General features: G+C 61.5%; 18 protein-coding genes. 11 read left to right on the forward strand and 7 right to left on the reverse strand.

Annotation, left to right across the window (positions count from 1 at the left end; translation table 11 throughout):
- Positions 1 to 2 precede the first annotated feature (2 nt).
- Positions 3 to 200 (reverse strand): helix-turn-helix transcriptional regulator, encoded by a 198-nt coding sequence (locus tag ISP19_RS12315; protein WP_204682535.1) that lies wholly within the window; start codon positions 198 to 200, stop codon positions 3 to 5.
- A 45-nt stretch (positions 201 to 245) separates the two neighbouring features.
- Complete coding sequence (locus ISP19_RS12320) at positions 246 to 848, reverse strand: hypothetical protein (RefSeq protein ID WP_204682537.1); 603 nt, start codon at positions 846 to 848, stop codon at positions 246 to 248.
- Positions 849 to 1,337: 489 nt separating this feature from the next.
- On the opposite strand from ISP19_RS12320, the gene ISP19_RS12325 reads away from it, so the two are divergent.
- The 4 genes from ISP19_RS12325 to ISP19_RS12340 all read left to right on the forward strand — a co-directional run bounded on the left by ISP19_RS12325 (position 1,338) and on the right by ISP19_RS12340 (position 6,593).
- A complete protein-coding gene (locus tag ISP19_RS12325; RefSeq protein WP_204682539.1) occupies positions 1,338 to 1,904 on the forward strand; it encodes a fimbrial protein in 567 nt (188 codons plus the stop codon).
- Positions 1,905 to 1,975: 71 nt separating this feature from the next.
- Positions 1,976 to 2,725 carry a fimbrial biogenesis chaperone gene (locus ISP19_RS12330; protein WP_204682541.1) on the forward strand — a complete coding sequence of 250 codons (750 nt, stop codon included), beginning with the start codon at positions 1,976 to 1,978 and terminating at the stop codon, positions 2,723 to 2,725.
- A gap of 86 nt (positions 2,726 to 2,811) precedes the next feature.
- Complete coding sequence (locus ISP19_RS12335; RefSeq protein ID WP_239556765.1) at positions 2,812 to 5,520, forward strand: fimbria/pilus outer membrane usher protein; 2,709 nt, start codon at positions 2,812 to 2,814, stop codon at positions 5,518 to 5,520.
- The gene (locus tag ISP19_RS12340) at positions 5,517 to 6,593 is read left to right on the forward strand and encodes a fimbrial protein (RefSeq protein ID WP_204682545.1); all 1,077 of its coding nucleotides are present in this window, start codon (positions 5,517 to 5,519) and stop codon (positions 6,591 to 6,593) included. Before ISP19_RS12335 ends, ISP19_RS12340 begins: the two co-directional genes overlap by 4 nt.
- A gap of 211 nt (positions 6,594 to 6,804) precedes the next feature.
- Here the strand turns inward: ISP19_RS12340 and ISP19_RS12345 are convergent, their stop codons facing one another.
- Both ISP19_RS12345 and ISP19_RS12350 read right to left on the reverse strand, forming a co-directional pair.
- Positions 6,805 to 7,206, reverse strand: a complete 402-nt coding sequence (locus ISP19_RS12345; protein ID WP_204682547.1) for a hypothetical protein — start codon at positions 7,204 to 7,206, stop codon at positions 6,805 to 6,807.
- A gap of 573 nt (positions 7,207 to 7,779) precedes the next feature.
- On the reverse strand, positions 7,780 to 8,526 hold the full coding sequence (locus ISP19_RS12350; protein ID WP_204682549.1) for an FAD-binding oxidoreductase: 747 nt from the start codon (positions 8,524 to 8,526) through the stop codon (positions 7,780 to 7,782).
- Between the two features lie 138 nt (positions 8,527 to 8,664).
- On the opposite strand from ISP19_RS12350, the gene ISP19_RS12355 reads away from it, so the two are divergent.
- Genes ISP19_RS12355 through ISP19_RS12365 form a run of 3 tightly spaced genes read left to right on the forward strand, consistent with a single transcriptional unit; the run spans position 8,665 to position 11,133 of the window.
- Positions 8,665 to 9,630: an ABC transporter ATP-binding protein gene (locus ISP19_RS12355; RefSeq protein ID WP_204682551.1), complete on the forward strand. Its 966-nt coding sequence runs from the start codon at positions 8,665 to 8,667 to the stop codon at positions 9,628 to 9,630.
- Complete coding sequence (locus ISP19_RS12360) at positions 9,627 to 10,406, forward strand: ABC transporter permease (RefSeq protein WP_204682553.1); 780 nt, start codon at positions 9,627 to 9,629, stop codon at positions 10,404 to 10,406. The genes ISP19_RS12355 and ISP19_RS12360 overlap by 4 nt, the downstream gene beginning before the upstream one ends.
- Before the next feature lie 7 nt (positions 10,407 to 10,413).
- Positions 10,414 to 11,133: a pseudouridine synthase gene (locus tag ISP19_RS12365; RefSeq protein ID WP_204682555.1), complete on the forward strand. Its 720-nt coding sequence runs from the start codon at positions 10,414 to 10,416 to the stop codon at positions 11,131 to 11,133.
- Between the two features lie 51 nt (positions 11,134 to 11,184).
- On the opposite strand, the gene ISP19_RS12370 is transcribed toward ISP19_RS12365, so the two are convergent.
- On the reverse strand, positions 11,185 to 12,732 hold the full coding sequence (locus ISP19_RS12370; RefSeq protein WP_204682557.1) for an MDR family MFS transporter: 1,548 nt from the start codon (positions 12,730 to 12,732) through the stop codon (positions 11,185 to 11,187).
- An 80-nt stretch (positions 12,733 to 12,812) separates the two neighbouring features.
- Here ISP19_RS12370 and ISP19_RS12375 point away from each other — a divergent pair, with 80 nt between their 5' ends.
- Together ISP19_RS12375 and ISP19_RS12380 are read left to right on the forward strand one after the other, a co-directional pair.
- The gene (locus ISP19_RS12375; protein ID WP_204682559.1) at positions 12,813 to 13,496 is read left to right on the forward strand and encodes a TetR/AcrR family transcriptional regulator; all 684 of its coding nucleotides are present in this window, start codon (positions 12,813 to 12,815) and stop codon (positions 13,494 to 13,496) included.
- Positions 13,497 to 13,640: 144 nt separating this feature from the next.
- Positions 13,641 to 14,951, forward strand: a complete 1,311-nt coding sequence (locus ISP19_RS12380) for a carbohydrate porin (protein WP_204682561.1) — start codon at positions 13,641 to 13,643, stop codon at positions 14,949 to 14,951.
- Positions 14,952 to 15,128: 177 nt separating this feature from the next.
- On the opposite strand, the gene iolG is transcribed toward ISP19_RS12380, so the two are convergent.
- Positions 15,129 to 16,136, reverse strand: coding sequence for an inositol 2-dehydrogenase (gene iolG, locus ISP19_RS12385; protein ID WP_204682563.1), 1,008 nt, complete (start codon positions 16,134 to 16,136; stop codon positions 15,129 to 15,131).
- Complete coding sequence (locus tag ISP19_RS12390; protein WP_204682565.1) at positions 16,129 to 16,995, reverse strand: MurR/RpiR family transcriptional regulator; 867 nt, start codon at positions 16,993 to 16,995, stop codon at positions 16,129 to 16,131. Before ISP19_RS12390 ends, iolG begins: the two co-directional genes overlap by 8 nt.
- 185 nt (positions 16,996 to 17,180) lie before the next feature.
- Here ISP19_RS12390 and ISP19_RS12395 point away from each other — a divergent pair, with 185 nt between their 5' ends.
- The gene (locus ISP19_RS12395; RefSeq protein WP_204682568.1) at positions 17,181 to 18,215 is read left to right on the forward strand and encodes a sugar ABC transporter substrate-binding protein; all 1,035 of its coding nucleotides are present in this window, start codon (positions 17,181 to 17,183) and stop codon (positions 18,213 to 18,215) included.
- Positions 18,216 to 18,227: 12 nt separating this feature from the next.
- A complete protein-coding gene (locus tag ISP19_RS12400) occupies positions 18,228 to 19,373 on the forward strand; it encodes an ABC transporter permease (protein WP_204682570.1) in 1,146 nt (381 codons plus the stop codon).
- Positions 19,374 to 19,379: the final 6 nt, after the last annotated feature.

Genomic DNA, 19,379 nt, shown 5'->3' on the forward strand with positions numbered 1-19,379 from the left:
CCCTACTCTTCTCCAGGTACGAAGATCATTTCGATCGGCATGCCAAACAGATGCGCGATCTTGAAAGCCAGCGGCAAACTCGGATCGTACTTCCCGGTTTCGATGGCATTGACGGTTTGGCGCGAAACATCGAGTTTTTGCGCAAGATCGGCTTGCGACCAGCCTCGTTCGCCGCGCAGTTCACGTACAAGATTGTTCATGGTATCGGGCGCATCCCAGGGCCACATGCATCCCGTCTCACGCGCTTATTCATCCCGATACCTGTGCCGATACCAGTGCCGCATGGCAAGCACCAATCCCGCCCCCGTGCATCCCGCCCCGGTGCCGTAGATAAAACCGAGACGGTATTCGTCCAGTCCGCCATGGGACATCAGCGCAATCGCCAACATCACTACGCCCAGTAACGCAAAGCGCAGGTAGAACCAGATGCTCGTGTCTTCGCTGCACCAGCTGCTCGCGCCATAACGGCGCAAGACATACCAGCGCGCCACGTTGTAACTGAACATGATGACCGGGAACACCCAAATCAGAATCGATCCGTCGAACTTCAGCACGCCCGCGATGCTGAGGAAGCCCCCGATGATCCCCAGCGAACCGGTGATGGCCGCTGCCGTACCCAGGGCGATCAAATGTGTACGCTGCTCGAATTCGTCACTGGCACGGATGCGCCGCGCGAGCAGGCTGATCAGATAGATCACCGGCACCACCGGCGCCAGGGCGAGCAGCACTTTCAGGAAAAGGTTGCTCGTCGTGTGCAGCAAGGGCCACGCAAACAATATGCAGCCGACATAGAGCACGAGCATCACCAGCACCTGCCGCTGGTACTGCTTTTGTGAAAAGCGCGTCACGGCAGCCTCCTCGCCCGCTCAGGCTGCAATGGCAACCGGGCCGTGGCAGCCCCGGACCGACAAACCCCGTCGTGACTCGACATACCCCCTCCCATTTCGGCATGTAAAGCGTACTTGACACAAGCCTAGGCCTGGGCAGTCAGCATGTCAAGCATGCTTTACAAAATAGCCATGGATGAGCCTTGGATAGGTAGTCCAGGGACCTATCGCGTCACTTTTGGACGGGGATAACCGGAGTTTTTGTGATGCATATCACGGAATTTCCGGGAGGGAGGCGGGGGATTTCTTATGTTCTTGTGACGGAAATGTAGGAATTTTGGCCATTCCCATGGAAAATGTGATGGGGATCACGCTTTGGCCTGATTGTTGCTGAGCAGTCCATGCAAGGCGTGGGCCTGCCCGTGAGGGGGCGGGGAAAACGCCCGGCCCACAGCAAGCGACACACCGAAACGCTGCATCGACCTACACACGTAAACCAAGGAAAACCCTATGAAAAAGACTCTACTCACCGCTGCGCTGCTGACTGCTGTCGGCGTTGCAGCCGTTGCTCCGCAGGCCCGGGCTGCCAACACCAGTTCCGGCACCATCTCCTTCACCGGCTCGCTCACCGCGTCCACCTGCACGGTGGCGGTCAACGGTGGTACGTCCAGCCCGACCATCCCGCTGCCGACCACCCCGCTGGTCAATGGCGTGCTGGGAACTGCGGGCTCATCGGCCGGCTGGACGGCGGTCACCCTGACCCTGAGCGGCTGCACTTCGCTCACCGGCTATACCAAGGTCTATCCGTATTTCTCGGGGGGCGGCATTGACGCGACCACCGGCTACCTGAGCAACACCGGCACGGCCGGCAATGTGGAAGTCGCCATGTCCAATCAGCAGAGCCTGACCGGCGTGTTGACGCTGCAAAACACGACCGGCAACCAGAACGCGGGTACGCAGTTGCTTTCCGCCACCACCCCGACGTTCTCGTATTACGCCGGCTACGTGGCTACGGGCGGCGCGGCGACGGCCGGCGGTGTGAGCGCCTCCGTGCAGTACACCCTCAACTATCAGTAATCGCCAGCAACCTCGCAGCTGCGGTCGGAGTGCCGGCCGCAGCGTGTTCACCCACTGGTTCTGAGACCCCCATGAACAAATCGATCCGCGCCCTTGCCGCGGCGCTGCTAGCCACCGGCTGCTTGCTATCCAGCGCTTACGCCAACGTCATCATCGGCGGCACGCGAGTGATCTTTCCGGCGCAGGATGGCGAGGTCACCGTGCGCCTGACCAACCAGAACACCACGCCCGCGTTGGTCGAGGCCTGGATCGACAGTGGCGACCCGATGTCCACACCGGACAAGGTGAATACGCCGTTCCTGATCACGCCACCACTGTTCCGCATGGAACCGAATCGCGATCAGAGCCTGCGCATCCTGTTTACGCACAGTGAGCAGCCGTTGCCGACCGACCGCGAGTCGGTGTTCTGGCTCAATGTGCTGGAAGTTCCGCCCAAGCCCAGCGGCCCGCAATTCCAGGGCAAGAATTACATGCAGCTGGCGATCCGTTCGCGGCTGAAACTCTTCTATCGTCCCGCCGGGCTGGCGGGCGATCCGCAGAAGGCGCCGAGCGAACTCAGCTTCAAGGCGGCCGATGACGCCGGGGCGGTTGCTCTGGTGGTGCACAACCCAACGCCCTACTACGTCACCATCGGCCAGATCACGGTGGATGTCGGCGGCGCATCGCACAAAGTGGACACCGGCATGGTGGCGCCGCTTTCCGATCTGCGTCTGGCGGTGAAGGATCTGAAGCAGGCGCCGAGCGCCGGCAGCGCGATCCAGTACGACTGCATCAATGACTACGGCGCTGACGTGGTCCTCAAGGGCAACGTCTCACCGTGATGACCCGGCGCGCCACATGCCAATCTGGCCAATGGCATGTGGCGTGCCGTCGCGCGCTTCTGTGTGCAGGCATTGCAGCTGTACTGATGAGCTGGGCTGGCGCAGCGAGCGCCGCCGCCAGCAGCGCGGATGCATCCGCCAATCCCGCCGCGACCAGCGGTGCAGACGCCAGCGCCGGCGGCGGCTATGCCGATTTCGATCGCAACCTGCTGTCCGGCGCCGGCCAGAACACCACCGACCTGTCCCGCTTCGAACACGGCAACCCGGTGCTGCCAGGCAGCTATAACACCGACATCTACCTCAACAACGCCTGGGTCGGCCGCGGCGATGTGCGCTTCATGGCAACGTCCGCGAACGCCAGTGCCACGCCGTGCGTGGATCGCAAGCTGCTCGACGTGCTTGGATTGCATCCGGCCAAGCTGTCCAGTGTGCTCACCGCACAATTGAGCGACCCCTCGGCCTGCGTGAGCATCGGCAGCATCATCAAGGATGCCACCATGACGTTCGACATGTCGGAGCTGCGACTGGACGTCAGCGTGCCGCAGGCCTATATGAGCCAGATGCCGCGCGGCTACGTCAGTCCGGAATACTGGGACGCCGGCGTGCCGGCCGCGCTGTTGAACTACAACTTCAACAGCTATCGCAGCACCAACGATGGCCAGACGCAGACCACCTCGTATCTTGGGCTGAACACGGGCCTCAATCTCGGCCCGTGGCATCTGCGCGAAGACGCCACCGTCAACTGGCAGTCAGCCACGCCCACCACCCCGGGACGTTTCCAGTGGCAGAACATCGACACCTATCTGCAGCGCGACCTTCCTTCGCTGCGCGCGCTGCTGACCATCGGCGATAGTTATACCGACGGTGCCGTATTCGACAGCTATGGCATCCGCGGCGTGCAGCTCGGCACCGACGATCGCATGCTGCCGCAGTCCCTGCAGGGTTACGCGCCGATCATTCGTGGCGTGGCCAATACCAATGCCAAAGTCACCGTGCGCCAGAACGGTGTGCAGATCTACCAGACGACCGTCGCCCCCGGTCCCTTCGAGATCAGCGATCTGTATCCGACCGGCTACGGCGGCAGCCTGGATGTCACGGTGACCGAAGCGGACGGCCACGTAACGACCTACTCCGTGCCCTATGCCTCGGTGGCGCAATTGCTGCGCCCGGGCATCACTCGTTTCGACATCGCCGTGGGTCAATTGCGCGACGCGACGGTTTCCAACAAACCTGCCGTGGTGCAGGCCACGCTGCAGCATGGTTTCAACAATCTGCTGACCGGCTACGCCGGCCTGGTGGGTTCACCGGGCTATGCGGCCGCACTGGTCGGTGCCGCGATCGATACGCGCTACGGTGCGCTGGCGGTAGATCTCACCCAGGCGAACGCGCACATCCCCGGTTATTCCACGCAGTCCGGGCAGAGCATGCGGATTACCTACAGCAAGATCATTCCGTCGACGCAAACGACGCTGTCGGTCGCTGCATATCGCTACTCCACCGGCGGCTTCCTCACCCTCACCCAGGCCGCCGAGGCGCGCGAATATGCGCGCGAGGGCATCAACGCCTTCACCTACGTACCGCCGTCAGACGTGCCGACGATCGACGGGGTGCCGGAACAAAGCGTGCTCACCCCTGCCCAGCAGGCCGCGCTCAACGGCACCTCATTCACCACCAATCCGATTCTTTCCGCCACCGGTGTGGAACGCCAGCGCAATAATTTCACGCTCTCGCTCAACCAGCGCCTGGGGCAAAACGGCGGTTCGATCTACGCCAACATCACCGCCAGCAATTATTGGAACGCCAACGGCAGCTCCACGCAGTTCCAGGTGGGCTACAACAACCATTTCCATCGGCTGAACTTCGGCATTTCCGCCACCCGTTCGGTCGATCCGACCGGTCGCTACGACAACGAATACTTCGTCAACTTCAGCATACCGCTAGGCTCGAGCCCACATGCGCCGACGTTCATGCTGAATGTCACGCACGACCAGATCAGCGGTTCGCAGGATCAAGCGATCGTCAACGGCACACTGGGTTCGGACAACCAGTTCAATTACGGCGCGACCGGCACACACAGCAGTGACGGTGGCGGCAACTCGGGCAGCGTGAATGTGGGTTACCGCAGCCCCTACGCCGTGTTCAACGCAAGCTACGGCGATGGCAGCGGTTACTCGCAGGCATCCGTGGGCGTGACCGGTGTCGTCGTCGCACACCCCGGTGGTGTCACCTTCGGCCAGCCAACCGGCGACACGATCGGCATCGTCTACGTGCCGGGCGCCGCGGGCGCGCAGCTGGAGAGTGCACCGGGCGCACGCATCGACCACTTCGGTTATGCCGTGGTGCCGTACCTGGTTCCCTACAACCTCAACACCGTCCAGATCGACCCGAAGGGATTGCCGCTGGACGTGCAGCTCGATGCCACCAGCGCGCAGGTCGCGCCGTATGAGGGCGCCGTGGTGATGCTGAAGTTCAAGACCGAGAACGGCCGTGCGCTTATCGTGCACGCCACGCTGGAGAACGGTCAGGCGCTGCCGTTTGGCGCGGAAGTGTTCAACGAGAAGGGAACCTCGCTGGGTGTGGTTGGTCAGGGCGGCCAGATCCTGGTGCGTGGTGTCAATCAGTCCGGTCAACTGAGCGTGCGCTGGCAGGATGACAATGGCGCAGCGCAGTCCTGCTCGTTCGCCTATCAGGTTGCCCCGCGGACCAAGCACAAGCACGTGAAAGCCTATGATGAGATCCAGGCAACTTGCACGCGTGCCGATGCGGTCGCACAGGTTACGAGGAGCGGTACATGATGCATCGTTTCGACCACGCGCTACGGTGCGCCCAACACCTTGCCTTGCTGTTGCTGGCGATCGTTGCCGCCAGTTGGGCTCCGCGTGCGGCCGCCACCAACTGCACCGCCTCGTCGGCAACGCTCACCTTCCCCCCCACCGTCACTATTCCGACCAATGCCGAGGTAGGAGCCACGCTGGCCACCGGCACGGCGAATATGACCTTTACGTGCACGGGTGTATCGACTCAACACACGCCGGCAACGATCCAGGCAGGCCAGTATCTGGCGACGCTGGATGCCACCAACAATACAAACGGTCCGGGCATCACCTTCGCAACCGGCGTGTCCGGCCTCGCGGTACTGGTCAAAGCTACCCCGGTTCAGGCAACGAGCAACAGCGGCGATGCCAGTCAGGATGGTCCCACCAGCACCGCCGGTTACGTCCCGGGATCCGTGGCGGCCTCCTCCGGCAGCAGCGGCACGGTGACCGCAGACTACACCGCAACCCTGATCAAGACCGGCCCGATCGCGCCCGGCAATATCGCCTCGATCAACCTGATTCCTTTCTGGTGGTACATCCCTGGGGATCAGACGTACGGCACGAGTAAAAGTTTGAATGCCGACCTGATCCTTCCCGCGATCAGTTTGACAGCTCCCAGCTGCTACCTGAGTTCCAACTCCATCAGCATCCCGGTCACCCTGCCTGGGGTGGCAACGTCATCGTTAACGACTGCGGGACAAACGAGCGGCAGAACCGCTTTCAGCATCTCGGTAACTGGCTGCCCCTCGAACGTAAGCTCGATCACGACCTATTTCTATGGCGGAAACATCGACACCAACACCGGCGCTCTGACCAACAATGGCTCGGCCACGAATGTCGAGGTGCAATTGTTGAATGGTCCCGGCGGCAGCGCGGGGGCGCTTTCGGTGATCAACCTTAGCCAACCACAGGCGACGGCACAGAACTCGTCGGTGTTCCCCGTCAGCGGCGGCAATGCAACACTGAACTACTACGGGCAGTACTACGCCACTGGCGCCACGACCGCCGGCAGTGTGACCACCAGCGTGACGTTCACCATCGCCTACCCATGATCGCCTGAAAGCAACTGATGCACCGCCCTCGCCGCGGTGTCATTCGAAGCTCGGCATAAAAAAGTGTTTTGTTGGCGCCGCAACCATCGACGCCACCGCGACATTCACCCTGTCCCGTCAGTGCAGGACATCGCCGCGATCAGTACGCCTTCGATTATTCGCGCATCGAGCGCTCAAGTTATCCGCTTCGCCAGCCGATAACTTTCAGGCATCACTCATAGGTCTGAGTCACCAGTACCGGATCCGCGCCACTGGACTGCGTGGCACGAACATAGCTGGCGAAGTACCTGAGCACCTGATCAGGCTCAGTGCTGGAAAGGTGCTCGACACTGGCGCTGTAAGTCCGCGATGCATTGACCGGCGCCGAGGCCGTGCCGGAACAGCTTTGCTGATACGGCTGCTGCGCTCTCGCAGCACGGTTAACCGTGCTCAGCAAATCCGCCGCCGCGGAAATATTGCAGGTCGGCTCGACCAACGCGCCGACGAAGGTGATGGTTCCACCTTTAATAGATCCGCCTTCAGCCTTCACGCTGCCGCCCGCTTTCGCGACCGACGCGCCCAAGACCGCAACAAAGAAGCAACCGACTAAGACCCACCACCGACGACCACGCATAGTGCTGCCCTCCACCGGCGTTCGCGCACGTGCGAGCACCTGTGAAGGCACATCGGCGGCGCGCCCTGGGGCTTGAGAGCGTCTGCCGAGTTCAGTTACGAAAATGCGAAGTCCATCACATAAATTTGTGCAATGGGCCCGTCAAAAAGCCTACGCGGGGATCAGGATCCGGCTTTGTGGTGGATGTGTGAATTCCTCGTGAAACAATGATTTGAACCGATTAACAGGACAGCCTGGTCCGTGTCGGTTCCCCGCCACGAAGAATTCGGGTCGATTCGCCACGCACTTCCGTCCAAGGGCAGTTGGACGCTTATGCAAAAAAGCGATCGACGCCTTCAAGCGCCATGATCATGACGCTTGCGTAGGGCATCCCGCCCGGCCTAGTGAGTTATCGGCAAGATTCCGGCACGCTTTAGGCCTTATGTGAATATTTTCTTACGCGGCCCGCGGCAGATCACGTTTGCACGACGCATGCCGCATATCAGGCCTCACGCCCGACATGCGCACGGTTTTCCGTTGTAAAGCCGGCCGCGCAAGCAACCTGCATGCTTGCGCGCACCTATGTGATCGGCATCAGCGCGAAGAAATGTACTTCTCGCGCCGGATCTGCGGGATCGGCAGGCCGAATTCCTTCAAGGCATTGAAAGCGGCATCGACCATGTTGGGGTTGCCGCACAGGTAAGCGATATCCCGCTCCGCCGACGGAGCGATTTCGGCCAGCACACTCTGCACATGGCCGGCACGGTCATGCGCGCGCGGCACCGCGCGCGGCTGCCGGCTCAGGCAACCGTAAAAGGTGAAACCGGGATGGGCTTGCGCGAAGGCTTCGAATTCTTCGCCGTACAGCAATTCGGTCTCGTTGCGCGCGCCGTAGAGCAGCACCACTTCGCGGTCACCTCTGGCGACCAGCTTTTCGAACTGCGGCAACATCGCACGGTACGGCGTGACGCCGGTACCTGTCGCCAGCAACAGATAGCGTGGATGGGTATCGCTGTCCTGCAGGCAGAAGCGTCCATACGGGCCGCTCGCCTCGATCGTTCCACCGATGGCCAGTTCGCTCAGCAACTTGGTCGCAGCGCCACCATCCACATAACTCACCGCGATCTCGATCCGTTGCACCGGCGAACCGCCATCGCCCACGGTCGCCACCGAATAGCTGCGCTTGGTGGCGGTGCCATCGTCGTAATGAAAGTGGATCTGCAGGAACTGGCCGGGAATGAATGCCAGCGGCTTTCCGTCGGCGCGCTCGAAGGCCAGGTGCCGCACAGTGGGGGCCAGCATGTGACTGTCGGCAAGACGTAGCGAGAAATGTTCGGCCATGCAGGTATCCAACGGGAAACAGTGAGTACGCCCGGCCGAATCGGTCGTCGGGGCAAGGCCCGCTATAATAGCGGGATGCCCTGATCCGTTCCGCCCAGGCGGAGCGGCCCCAGGCAGCCCCTCCCAACGGTGCTCCTCATGTCTTCCATCCCCGCACTTGTCGTCGACAATCTGCGCAAAACCTACGGCAACGGCGTCCAGGCGCTCAAAGGCATCAGCCTGACGGTGCAGCCCGGCGACTTTTTCGCCCTGCTCGGCCCCAACGGCGCCGGCAAGTCCACGCTGATCGGCATCCTCTCCTCGCTGGTCAACTCCAGCGAGGGCGATGCCCGGATCTTTGGCATGTCGGTCAACAAGCAGCGCAACGAGGCGATGAAGCTGATCGGCCTGGTCCCGCAGGAGATCAACTTCAACCAGTTCGAGAAGCCGTTCGACATCTGCGTGAACGAGGCCGGCTTCTACGGCATCCCGCGGAAGATTGCCGCCGAACGCGCCGAGAAATACCTGAAAGAACTGCGCCTGTGGGACAAGGCGCAGGATCAGGCGCGGATGCTGTCGGGCGGCATGAAGCGCCGCCTGATGATCGCCCGCGCCATGATGAACGAACCGCGCCTGCTGATCCTGGACGAACCGACCGCGGGCGTCGACATCGAGATCCGCCGCTCCATGTGGCACTTCATCAGCGGCATCAACGCCGCCGGCACCACGGTGATCCTCACCACGCATTACCTGGAAGAAGCCGAACAGCTTTGCCGCAACATCGCCATCATCGATCACGGCACCATCGTGGAAAACACCACGATGAAGCAGTTGCTGTCGAAGCTGGACGTGGAGACCTTCGTGTTCGACGTAAACAACCTGCCGGAAGTGCTGCCTTCGCTGCCGGGCATCACCTTCCGCCGCACGGACGAGCACACGCTGGAGGCGGAAATGCCGCGCACGCAGGCCATGAACGCCCTGTTCGACGCGTTCAACGCCCACGGCATCACGGTGACCTCGATGCGCAACAAGACCAACCGCCTGGAGGAACTGTTTGTGCGACTGGTCGAGAACGGACGGCAAGAACAGGACAAACAGGAATCGAGCAAGGAGAAAGTGGCATGAGCAACCTTGCCGGCAACATGGTTGCCCTGCAGACGATCGTGCGCCGCGAGATCGTGCGCATCATGCGCATCTGGACACAGACGCTGATTCCGCCCGCCATCACGATGACGCTGTATTTCGTGATCTTCGGCAGGCTGATCGGCGGCCGTATCGGCAACATCCAGGGCCAATTCAGCTATATGCAGTACATCGTGCCGGGCCTGGTGATGATGAGCATCATCACCAACAGCTACGGCAACATTTCCAGCTCGTTCTTCGGCGCCAAGTTCCAGCGTTCGGTGGAAGAGATGCTGGTCTCGCCGATGTCGAACTGGGTCATCCTGCTCGGTTACGTGACCGGCGCGGTGGTGCGTGGCCTGATCGTCGGTTTCCTGGTGCTGCTGATCGCGCTGTTCTTCACCAAGCTGCATGTCGCGCATCCGCTGGTGACCATTCTGTCGGTGCTGTTCGGCGCCACGATTTTTTCGCTGGCCGGCTTCGTCAACGCGATCTATGCGAAGAAATTCGATGACATCGCCCTGGTGCCCACCTTCGTGCTCACCCCGCTGACCTATCTTGGCGGCGTGTTCTACTCGGTGAACATGCTGAGCGAACCGTGGCAGGCGATCTCGCGCATCAATCCGATCCTGTACATGGTCAACGCTTTCCGCTTCGGCGTGCTAGGCATCAGCGACGTGCATATCGGCGTGGCGTTCATCGTGATGCTGGCCTTCGTGGTCGGGCTGTCATGGGTTGCGCTGAGCCTGCTGCGCCGTGGTGTGGGCTTGCGCTCCTAAACCGTCCATGCGCGTTAACAAGTACATCAGCGAAGCCGGCCTGTGCTCGCGCCGTGAGGCCGACGAGTGGCTATTGGCCGGACGCGTCACCATCAATGGCGAAATCGTCACCACCGGCGCCAAGGCACTGGAAGGTGACGAAGTGCGCGTGGATGGGGAAATCGTCAAGCCGCGCATCCTGGCCGGCACGCCATCGACCAAGCGGGCGGTGTATATCGCGCTGAACAAGCCGGTCGGCATTACCTGCACCACGGACCAGGCCGTCAGCGGCAACATCATCGACTTTGTCGATCATCAGGAGCGCATCTTTCCGATTGGACGCCTGGACAAGGATTCCGAGGGATTGATCCTGCTCACCAGCAACGGCGACATCGTCAACGAGATCCTGCGCGCGGAAAACCACCACGAAAAGGAATACCTGGTCGCGGTGAACAAACCGGTGACCGAGGAGTTCCTGGCCGGCATGGCGCGCGGCGTACGCATCCACGGACAGATGACCAAGCCCTGCCGTACCCGCAAGATCGCCAAGTTCGGTTTCGGCATCGTGCTGACCCAGGGCCTGAACCGGCAAATCCGCCTGATGGCCGCCGCCTTCGGCTATCGCGTCACCCAGTTGCGCCGCGTGCGCATCATCAACGTCAAGCTGGGCCATCTGAAACCTGGCCAGTGGCGCAATCTGACCGATGCGGAGTTGAAGGGTCTGCTGCCCAACCGCACGGAGTGGTGATGTGATGCCTGACGCGTATAGGTGATCCTTCTGAGTCGCCTATTCAGCGGCTTACTGTTTCTTGCGCAACGGCACGTCTTTGAGCAGCCAGGTCAGCAGGAAGGACGCCACCATCACGCACGCGGCCACCATATAGACCAGGTGCAACGAACCGCCGAAGGCTTGCAGATACACGCTGCGCACGGCTTCAGGCAATTGATGCACGCCCTGCGGCCCCATCGAATGCGGCAATACCGTGCCAGCGGGAATGCTCGCCGCCAGCCGTGAATGCAGGCCGTTGCTGAACATCGCGCCGAATGCTGCCACACCGATCGAACCGCCGATGGAGCGGAACAAGGTCGCACCGGACGTCGCCACGCCAATGTGCTTGAAATGCACGGTGTTCTGCACCGCCAGGATCAGCACCTGCATCACCATGCCAAGACCCAGGCCGAGCAGGCCGATATAGAGGTACAGGTATGTCACCGGCGTATCGTTGTTGAGCGTGCCGAGCAGCCCCATCGCGATCGAACCAAGCAAGGTGCCGATGATCGGGAACATGCGGTATTTGCCGATCCGGCTGATGAGGCGCCCGCTGACAATCGAACTCACCGTGATACCGCACATCATCGGCAACAGCTGCATGCCCGCTTCGGATGGCGTCGAGTTTTTCACCACCTGCAAGTACAGCGGCAGAAACGTCATCGAACCGAACAGGGACATGCCGATGATCCAGCCGATCAGGCAACACAGCAGGAAGGTGCGCTCCTTGAACAGATGCAACGGAATGATCGGCTCGGCCGCTTGCCGCTCCTCGTAGATAAAACCGACCAGCGCCACCAAGCCGAAGATCAACGTAAACCACAGCTGCCCCGACGACCACGGCAAGGTCACGCCGCCTTGCGTGGTGAACAGCACGATGCACGTCAGCGCGGTCGCCAGGAACGCGGCGCCCATGTAATCAATCTGATGCTTGATATGTGCCGTATGCGGTTTGAACACTGCACTGATCACCGACAGCGCCAGCACGCCGAGCGGCAGGTTGATATAGAAGATCCAGCGCCAGGAAAGATGCTCGACCAGGAACCCGCCGATCAGCGGCCCGATCACCGTCGCCAGGCCGAAGATGGCGCCAAACATGCCCTGGAAGCGTCCGCGCTCGGCGGGCGGAATCACGTCGCCGATCACCGCCATCGTCACCACCAGCAAACCGCCGCCGCCAAGACCTTGCAGCGCGCGCATCAGAATCAGCTGCGTCATGTTCTGCGCCAGTCCGCACAGTATCGATCCCAGCAGAAACAGCACGATCGCGGCCTGCAGCACGACCTTCCGGCCATACAGATCGCCGAACTTGCCGTACAGCGGCACCACGATGGTCGAGGTGAGCAGATAGGCCGTCACCACCCACGACAGATTTTCCAGGCCGCCCAGTTCGCCCACGATGGTGGGCAAGGCGGTGGACACAATGGTCTGGTCCAGCGCGGCCAGCAGCATCACCAGCAACAACGCGGAAAAAAGCAGACGCACCGGCGGATGCTCACGCGCGTCCGTCGACACATCGTGGTGCAGCCCCGCCGCTGCGGCAGAACCTTCCATGGCCATGGGGGAATCGGCGCTCATCATGTAGCCCGGTTGAAATTAATTAATAAGATAATTAATATATAGTGCACTCGCCAGTTCAGTCAACAGGTGTCCCTCCGATGGTGACGCGAAACGCCGACAACCCCGCTGCCCCGCCGGAACCGCCGGCGCGCCGTCCCGGGCGGCCATCCGGCTCCGTCAATGGCCTGGAACAACGCAACCGGCTGCTGGATACGGCACTGCAACTGTTTTCCCGGCAAGGCATCGTCGAGACACCGCTTTCTGCCATCGCGCACGAAGCCGGCGTCACTCCGGCCATGCTCCATTACTACTTCAAGACGCGCGATCAGCTGCTGGACGTGTTGATCGAAGAACGCATCCAACCGCGCCGTGCCGCCATCAGCAAAATCTTCGATGCGAATGCCGGCGATCCCGTGACCATCATCACCCGGTTGGTGGAAGGCGTGATGAAAGCCGCCACCGAAGATCCGTGGTTCCCTGCTTTCTGGATGCGCGAGGTATTCAGCGACAACGGCGTGCTGCGCCAACGCATCCAGCAGCGCTACGGCTCCTTGCATCAACAATCCGTATTGGACTGTATTGCACGCTGGCAGGCAGAAGGCCGTCTCAACCGCGACTTCGAACCCTCACTACTGTTTATGACGATTTTCGGCCTGACCATCCTGCCATTGATTGCCACCAAGACGTGGCAGAACGATCCTCTACGCTCCAAGTTGGGTCCGGCGGACATCGCTCGACACGCCATAGCAATACTCTCAGGCGGGGTCAGCCCAAAGCCCTGACATCACAAATAACGCAGCCGGTCGTGCAAGACGGCGGCGGTTCGAAAGCTTCACCATGCATTGCGCCGATCCGGCCAGCATGTGCAACGGCTAGCCGAAACGCCGCCACTTGCAGGTCGAACGCCACAAGCATGGAGCTTCATTTTGGAAAAGAGACTGCAAGGACGCCGTCACTGGATCGCCAACGGCTGCCTCACACTAAGCACGCTGATGGCGCACGCCGCGCACGCCGCGGACAGCCCCTACCTGTTTGGCGACTGGAACGGCGAACGCACGCATCTTGCCGACCAGGGCATCGACTTCAACGTCGGTTATACCAGCGAAGCCGCGCATAACTTCAGTGGCGGCAGCAAGCAGCTGACCCGTTACACGGATCAGTGGAATCTCGGCGCCAGCTTCGATCTTGGCAAGTTATGGGGATGGAACGGCAGCAGCGTCCAGCTCATGCTGACAGACCGCAACGGCCGCAATCTCACTGCGGATGCCGACCTGCCGGTTTATCAGCAGGTGCAGGAAGTCTACGGCCGCGGCCAGACCTGGCATCTGACGATCTTCGCATTCAAGCAGATCTTCTTCGGCGGCAAGCTCGCGTGGAGCTTTGGCCGTCTACCGGTCGGTTCGGATTTCGACAGCTTCTCCTGCGATTTCCAGAACCTCACCTTCTGCGGCTCGCAGCCCGGCAACATCGCCGGCGACTACTGGATCAACTGGCCGACCAGCCAATGGGCGACCTGGCTGAAGTTCGACACCACGGATCGAACCTACGTAAAACTCGGCGCATATCAACTCAACCCGAAATACATCGACAACGACTGGGCGCGCGACAACGGCTGGAAACTCAACTTCCCCGGCGGCACCACCGGTGCGCTGATTCCGTTGGAATTCGGCTGGACGCCCAGCATCAACGGCCTGCCCGGCAGCTACAAGGCCGGCGGCTGGTACAACAATGCCGGCGGCTCGGATCTCTTCTACGACATCAACAGACAGCCGCTTGCGCTTACTGGCGAAGCACCGCTGCAAGATCATTCGCGTTACGGCGGCTATCTAGGCTTCCAGCAGCAGATCAGCGGTGATGCAAACGGCAACGGCGTCACCGTGTTCTTGAATGCGACGATGACAGACACAGAAACCTCGCCGACCGATCGCCAATTTGCGTTAGGCGCGGAATACAAGGGACCGTTCAATCGCGCCAATGACATGATCGGCTTCGCCATGGGCGCCACGCATGGCAGCAGTCGCCTGGCGGCGTATCAGCGGCTTTACAACCAGCTTGGTCCTGCGGCGGCGGTGCCGGTGCAGGATGGCTACGAGTATGCGGCGGAGTTGTTCTACAGCTGGTCGCCCATTCCGTCGGTCAGCCTGCGCCCGAATCTGCAGTATGTGATTCATCCTGGTGGGACCAGTCACAACGACAATGTGTTTGTGCTGGGCTTGAAGACGGTTATCGCGTTCTGACCGCTTTTCCCCCTCTCCCCTTCGGGGAGAGGGTTGGGGTGAGGGGCCAATCTTGCCTCGGCACTACTTATGCGCAAGCGCCCAAAAGCGGACCCGCCGCACGAACATACTTTCCCGCAAGCCTTGTCCCCCTCACCCTAGCCCTCTCCCCGCAGGGGAGAGGGAACAGAGCGTTTGCTAAACCGCACATTCAAGCGCCTTCCCTTCACGCCACGACCGCGTAGCCAACTCAGCCAGCTCCAACGCCTTGATGCCATCCTCAATCGTCGTACGCACCGGCGTGCCATTCACCAGCGCATCGAAGAAATGCTCAATCTCCAGCGCATACGCCGCACGATAACGCTCAAGAAAAAAAGCTTCCGGCTTATCACTGCTGATCGCCTGATCGCTCCACGCCACCACCTCAGTGGGACGCACGTTACCCGCCTGCAACAAGCCATTACTGCCCAGCACTTCAAACCGCTGGTCATAACCATAAGCCGCACGGCGTGACGTATTGATCTGGCACAACGCACCATCACGCGTACGCAAGGTCACCGCGGTATGCGAAAGATCACCCGCTGCCGCCACCTCCGGCAGACCGGGGCAGCCACCGGTAGCGTGCACGCTCACCGCTTCACCGCCGAGTATCCAGCGAAAAATATCGAAGTCGTGGATCAGCATGTCCTTGAACACACCACCGGAACTGGCGATATAGGCAGCCGGTGGCGGCGCCGGATCGCGACTGGTGATCACCAGCACTTCCGGCTTACCGATCTCGCCGGCCTCCAGGCGTTGTTTCAGCGCCGCGAAAGTGGGATCGAAGCGGCGCTGGAAACCGATCATGCATACAACCCCGGCTTGCTTGACCGCACGCGCACAGGCGCGCGCACGGTCCAATGCCAGATCCACCGGCTTTTCGCAGAAGATCGCCTTGCCCGCCGCCGCGGCGCGCTGAATCAACTCGGCGTGGGTGTCGGTGCTCGAACCAATCACCACCGCTGCGATGGCCGGATCGCTCAACGCCTGCTCGACACTCGCCGTCCTGGCCCCATGTTTCTGGGCCAAGGCTTCGGCAGCCGGCGCATGCACGTCGACCACATAACGCAGTCGCGCATGCGGATGGCGCGCCAGGTTGCCAGCGTGGATCGTGCCGATGCGGCCCGCGCCGAACAGCGCGACATCGAGGCGTCCGTTTTCAGTCATCGTATTCTCCGGGGTGGGGATTCTCTTCAACCTTCAGCTCAAGCTTGTAGGCCAGCGCGACGAACAGCGCCTGGCACAGGCAGATCGTGCTGGTGAGCGCGCGGAACGCGAAGGCGCTGCCCTCGTTCACCATCAACATGACATTCGCATCGCGCCCAACGGCACCGAGCGCGCTGTCGGTGATCGCCAGCACTTTCGCCTTGTGCTGATGCGCCACCTTGGCGCAGTACAGCGTCTCCTTGCCGTAGGGTGGATAGCTGATGGCGATCAGCACGTCGTTCTTGCCGATGCTGCGAATCTGCTCGCGATACATGCCACCCAGGCCACTGACCAGATGCACGCGCTTGTGCGTGTGCTGTAGCGCATACACGATGTAGCTGGCGATGCTGAAGGTGCGGCGCACCGCCACCACATAGATGTTCTCCGCCTTCAGCAACAGCTCGACGGCCGCGTCGAACTGCTTGGCATCGAAGTGCTCGGCCAGCTCGGCCAAACCGGCCCGGCTGGCGTCGATGAAGCGCAGCGCCATGTGCGATGGCCCCATCCGCGCCTCACCTTCGGCAATGACCTTGCGAATCCGCTGCTGATAGCTGCGCGCAGGTGTCACCGTGTCCGTGTAGTCGCTACGGAACACCGCCTGCATTTCGCTGAAGCCGCTGTAGCCAAAGCGCTGGGCGAAGCGCACCACGGCGGAAGGATGCACCTCGCAGCCCTCGGCAATCTCATTGATGCGCTGGACCATGATGTTGGCCCGTTCGCGTTCCAGGTAGCTGGCGACGTTCTGCAGCTGCCGCGGCAGCGTTTCGAAGGCCTGCCCGATGCGCTGTAACAGTTCGTCGACGGCGCTTTGCTTGCCCATGTCGTAAAAGACTGCCTGCCGGTGGGATTTTGCGCATCCTAGCCCCGAATGGAAAATAATTTCCATATTTTCTTATTGTGCAATGCAAGTTGAAATTTACGCACCGGCCTTCCTATGCTCGAACAACCGGTTTGCGCGATGGCTCGATCCGCCTCGCCCGCCGGCCGACCTGTTCCGGAGACGGTATGCGTACTCGGTGGATGGCGCTTTTGCTGGCAGGGACGCTGGCCATGCCAGGCCTGACGTCGGCGGCAGATGGCCTGCGCGCCAGCGAAAGGTATGTGCTGATCAGCCACGCCCCCGATTCGGACGCCTTCTGGAACACCATCAAGAACGCCGAGACCCAGGCCGGCGAGGACTTCGGTGTGCAGGTGGACTATCGCAATCCGCCCGACGGCGACCTGGCCGAGATGGTGCGCTTGCTGGAACAAGCCGCCGCGCGCAATTACGACGGCGTCGCCTTCGACATCGCCGATGCCGATACCCTGGCCAAGCCAGCCGGGCGCATTTCCGCCAAGCGCATCCCGATCGTCACAATCAATTCCGGCACCATCCAGGAAAGTGAAAAACTCGGCGCGATCATGCATATCGGCCAGCCCGAATACGACGCGGGCAAGGCGGCGGGCGAACGCGCCAGGGCCGCGGGCATCAAAAGCTTTGTCTGCGTCAATCACTACGTCACCAATGTCGCCTCGTTCGAACGCTGCAAAGGCTTTGCCGATGCGCTTGGCGTGGATGCGAGAACATCAATGATCGATTCCGGCATCGATCCCACCGTGGTGACGAGCAAGGTCAGCGCCTACCTGCGCAATCACCCCGCCACACAGGCGGTGCTGGCGCTGGGTCCGGCCTCGGCTGAGCCAACCTTGCAAGCGCTGCAGCGCATGGGTCTGGCCGGCAAGATCTATTTCGCCACCTTCGATCTCTCACCCACCATCATCGACGGCATCCGCGCGGGCTACATCAACTTCGCCATCGATCAGCAACCCTATCTGCAAGGCTATGCGGCGATTGCCGTGCTGGCGATCGCCCATCAGGACAACACGCGCGATCCGGCCGCCATCATTGCTGCGCTGAAGGCCAACCCCAAATACCAGGCGCGCCTGAAAGCCTATGGCTTGCAGCCGATCTACACCCAGGACGACATCAGCTCCGGCCCGGCTTTCGTTACCCGGGCCAACGTCGAAACGGTCGCGAAATACGCCGGCCAATACCGGTGACGGAAGATGCCCATGAGCGCGACGACTTCATCCATGTCCAGCACGACCCGCGAGGCCACCGCAGCCGTGAAAACCGATGAACGCGTTCGACGCATTCCGCTCTGGCGTAGCCTGATGCACCGCCCCGAATTCGGTTCCATCGCCGGCACGCTATTGGTGTTCGTGCTGTTCGGCATCCTGGCCGGCGATTCGGGCATGTTCAACCTCGACGGCATCATGAACTGGGCCCAGGTAGCCGCCTATCTCGGCATCATCGCGGTGGGTGCGTGCCTGTTGATGATCGCCGGCGAATTCGACTTGTCGATCGGCTCGATGATCGGCTTCGCCGGCACCATGCTGGCGGTGCCGGCGATGTTCATGGGCTGGCCGATGTGGGCGGCAATGTTGTTCGCCTTCGCCGCCTGCATGGCGCTGGGCTGGTTGAACGGCTATCTCGTCGTGCGCACCAGGCTGCCGAGCTTTATCGTCACGCTGGCTTTCATGTTCATCCTGCGCGGACTGACCCTGGTGCTGTCCACGCATTTCGCCAACAGCACCATCGTCAGCGGCGTGGGCAACCGGATGGCCGGCGATCCGCTTACCCATGCCTTGTTCCAGGGCAGCGTGTTGAATGGCCTGTTCGTGTGGCTGGCGCATGCCGGTGTTATCACCACGCTGCCCAACGGTGAGCCGATCGTCGACGGCATTCCAAAAGTGCTGCTGTGGTGGCTGCTGGTCGCGGCGGCCGCGGGTTTCGTGCTCTCGCGCACACGCTTCGGCAACTGGATCTTCACCGTCGGCGGCGACGCGGCGGCCGCACAGAACGTCGGCGTACCGGTGCGCCGCGTCAAGATCAGCCTGTTCGTGTTCACGGCCTTCTGCGCCTGCCTGTTCGGCGTGCTGCAGGTCGCCGACGTCGGATCGGCCGCCGCCGATCGCGGCTTGCAGAAGGAATTCGAGGCGATCATCGCCGCGGTCATCGGCGGCAGCCTGCTGACCGGCGGCTACGGCTCGGTGCTCGGCAGCTGTTTCGGCGCGCTGATCTTCGGCGTGGTGCAGATCGGCATCTCCTACACCAGCTTCGACTCCGACTGGTATCGCGTTTTCCTCGGCACCATGCTGCTGCTTGCGGTGCTGTTCAATCACTACATCCGTTCGCGTGCGACCACGGGCAAGTGAGGCCAT

The organism is Dyella flava (assembly GCF_016904955.1).
Classification (GTDB): domain Bacteria; phylum Pseudomonadota; class Gammaproteobacteria; order Xanthomonadales; family Rhodanobacteraceae; genus Dyella_B; species Dyella_B flava.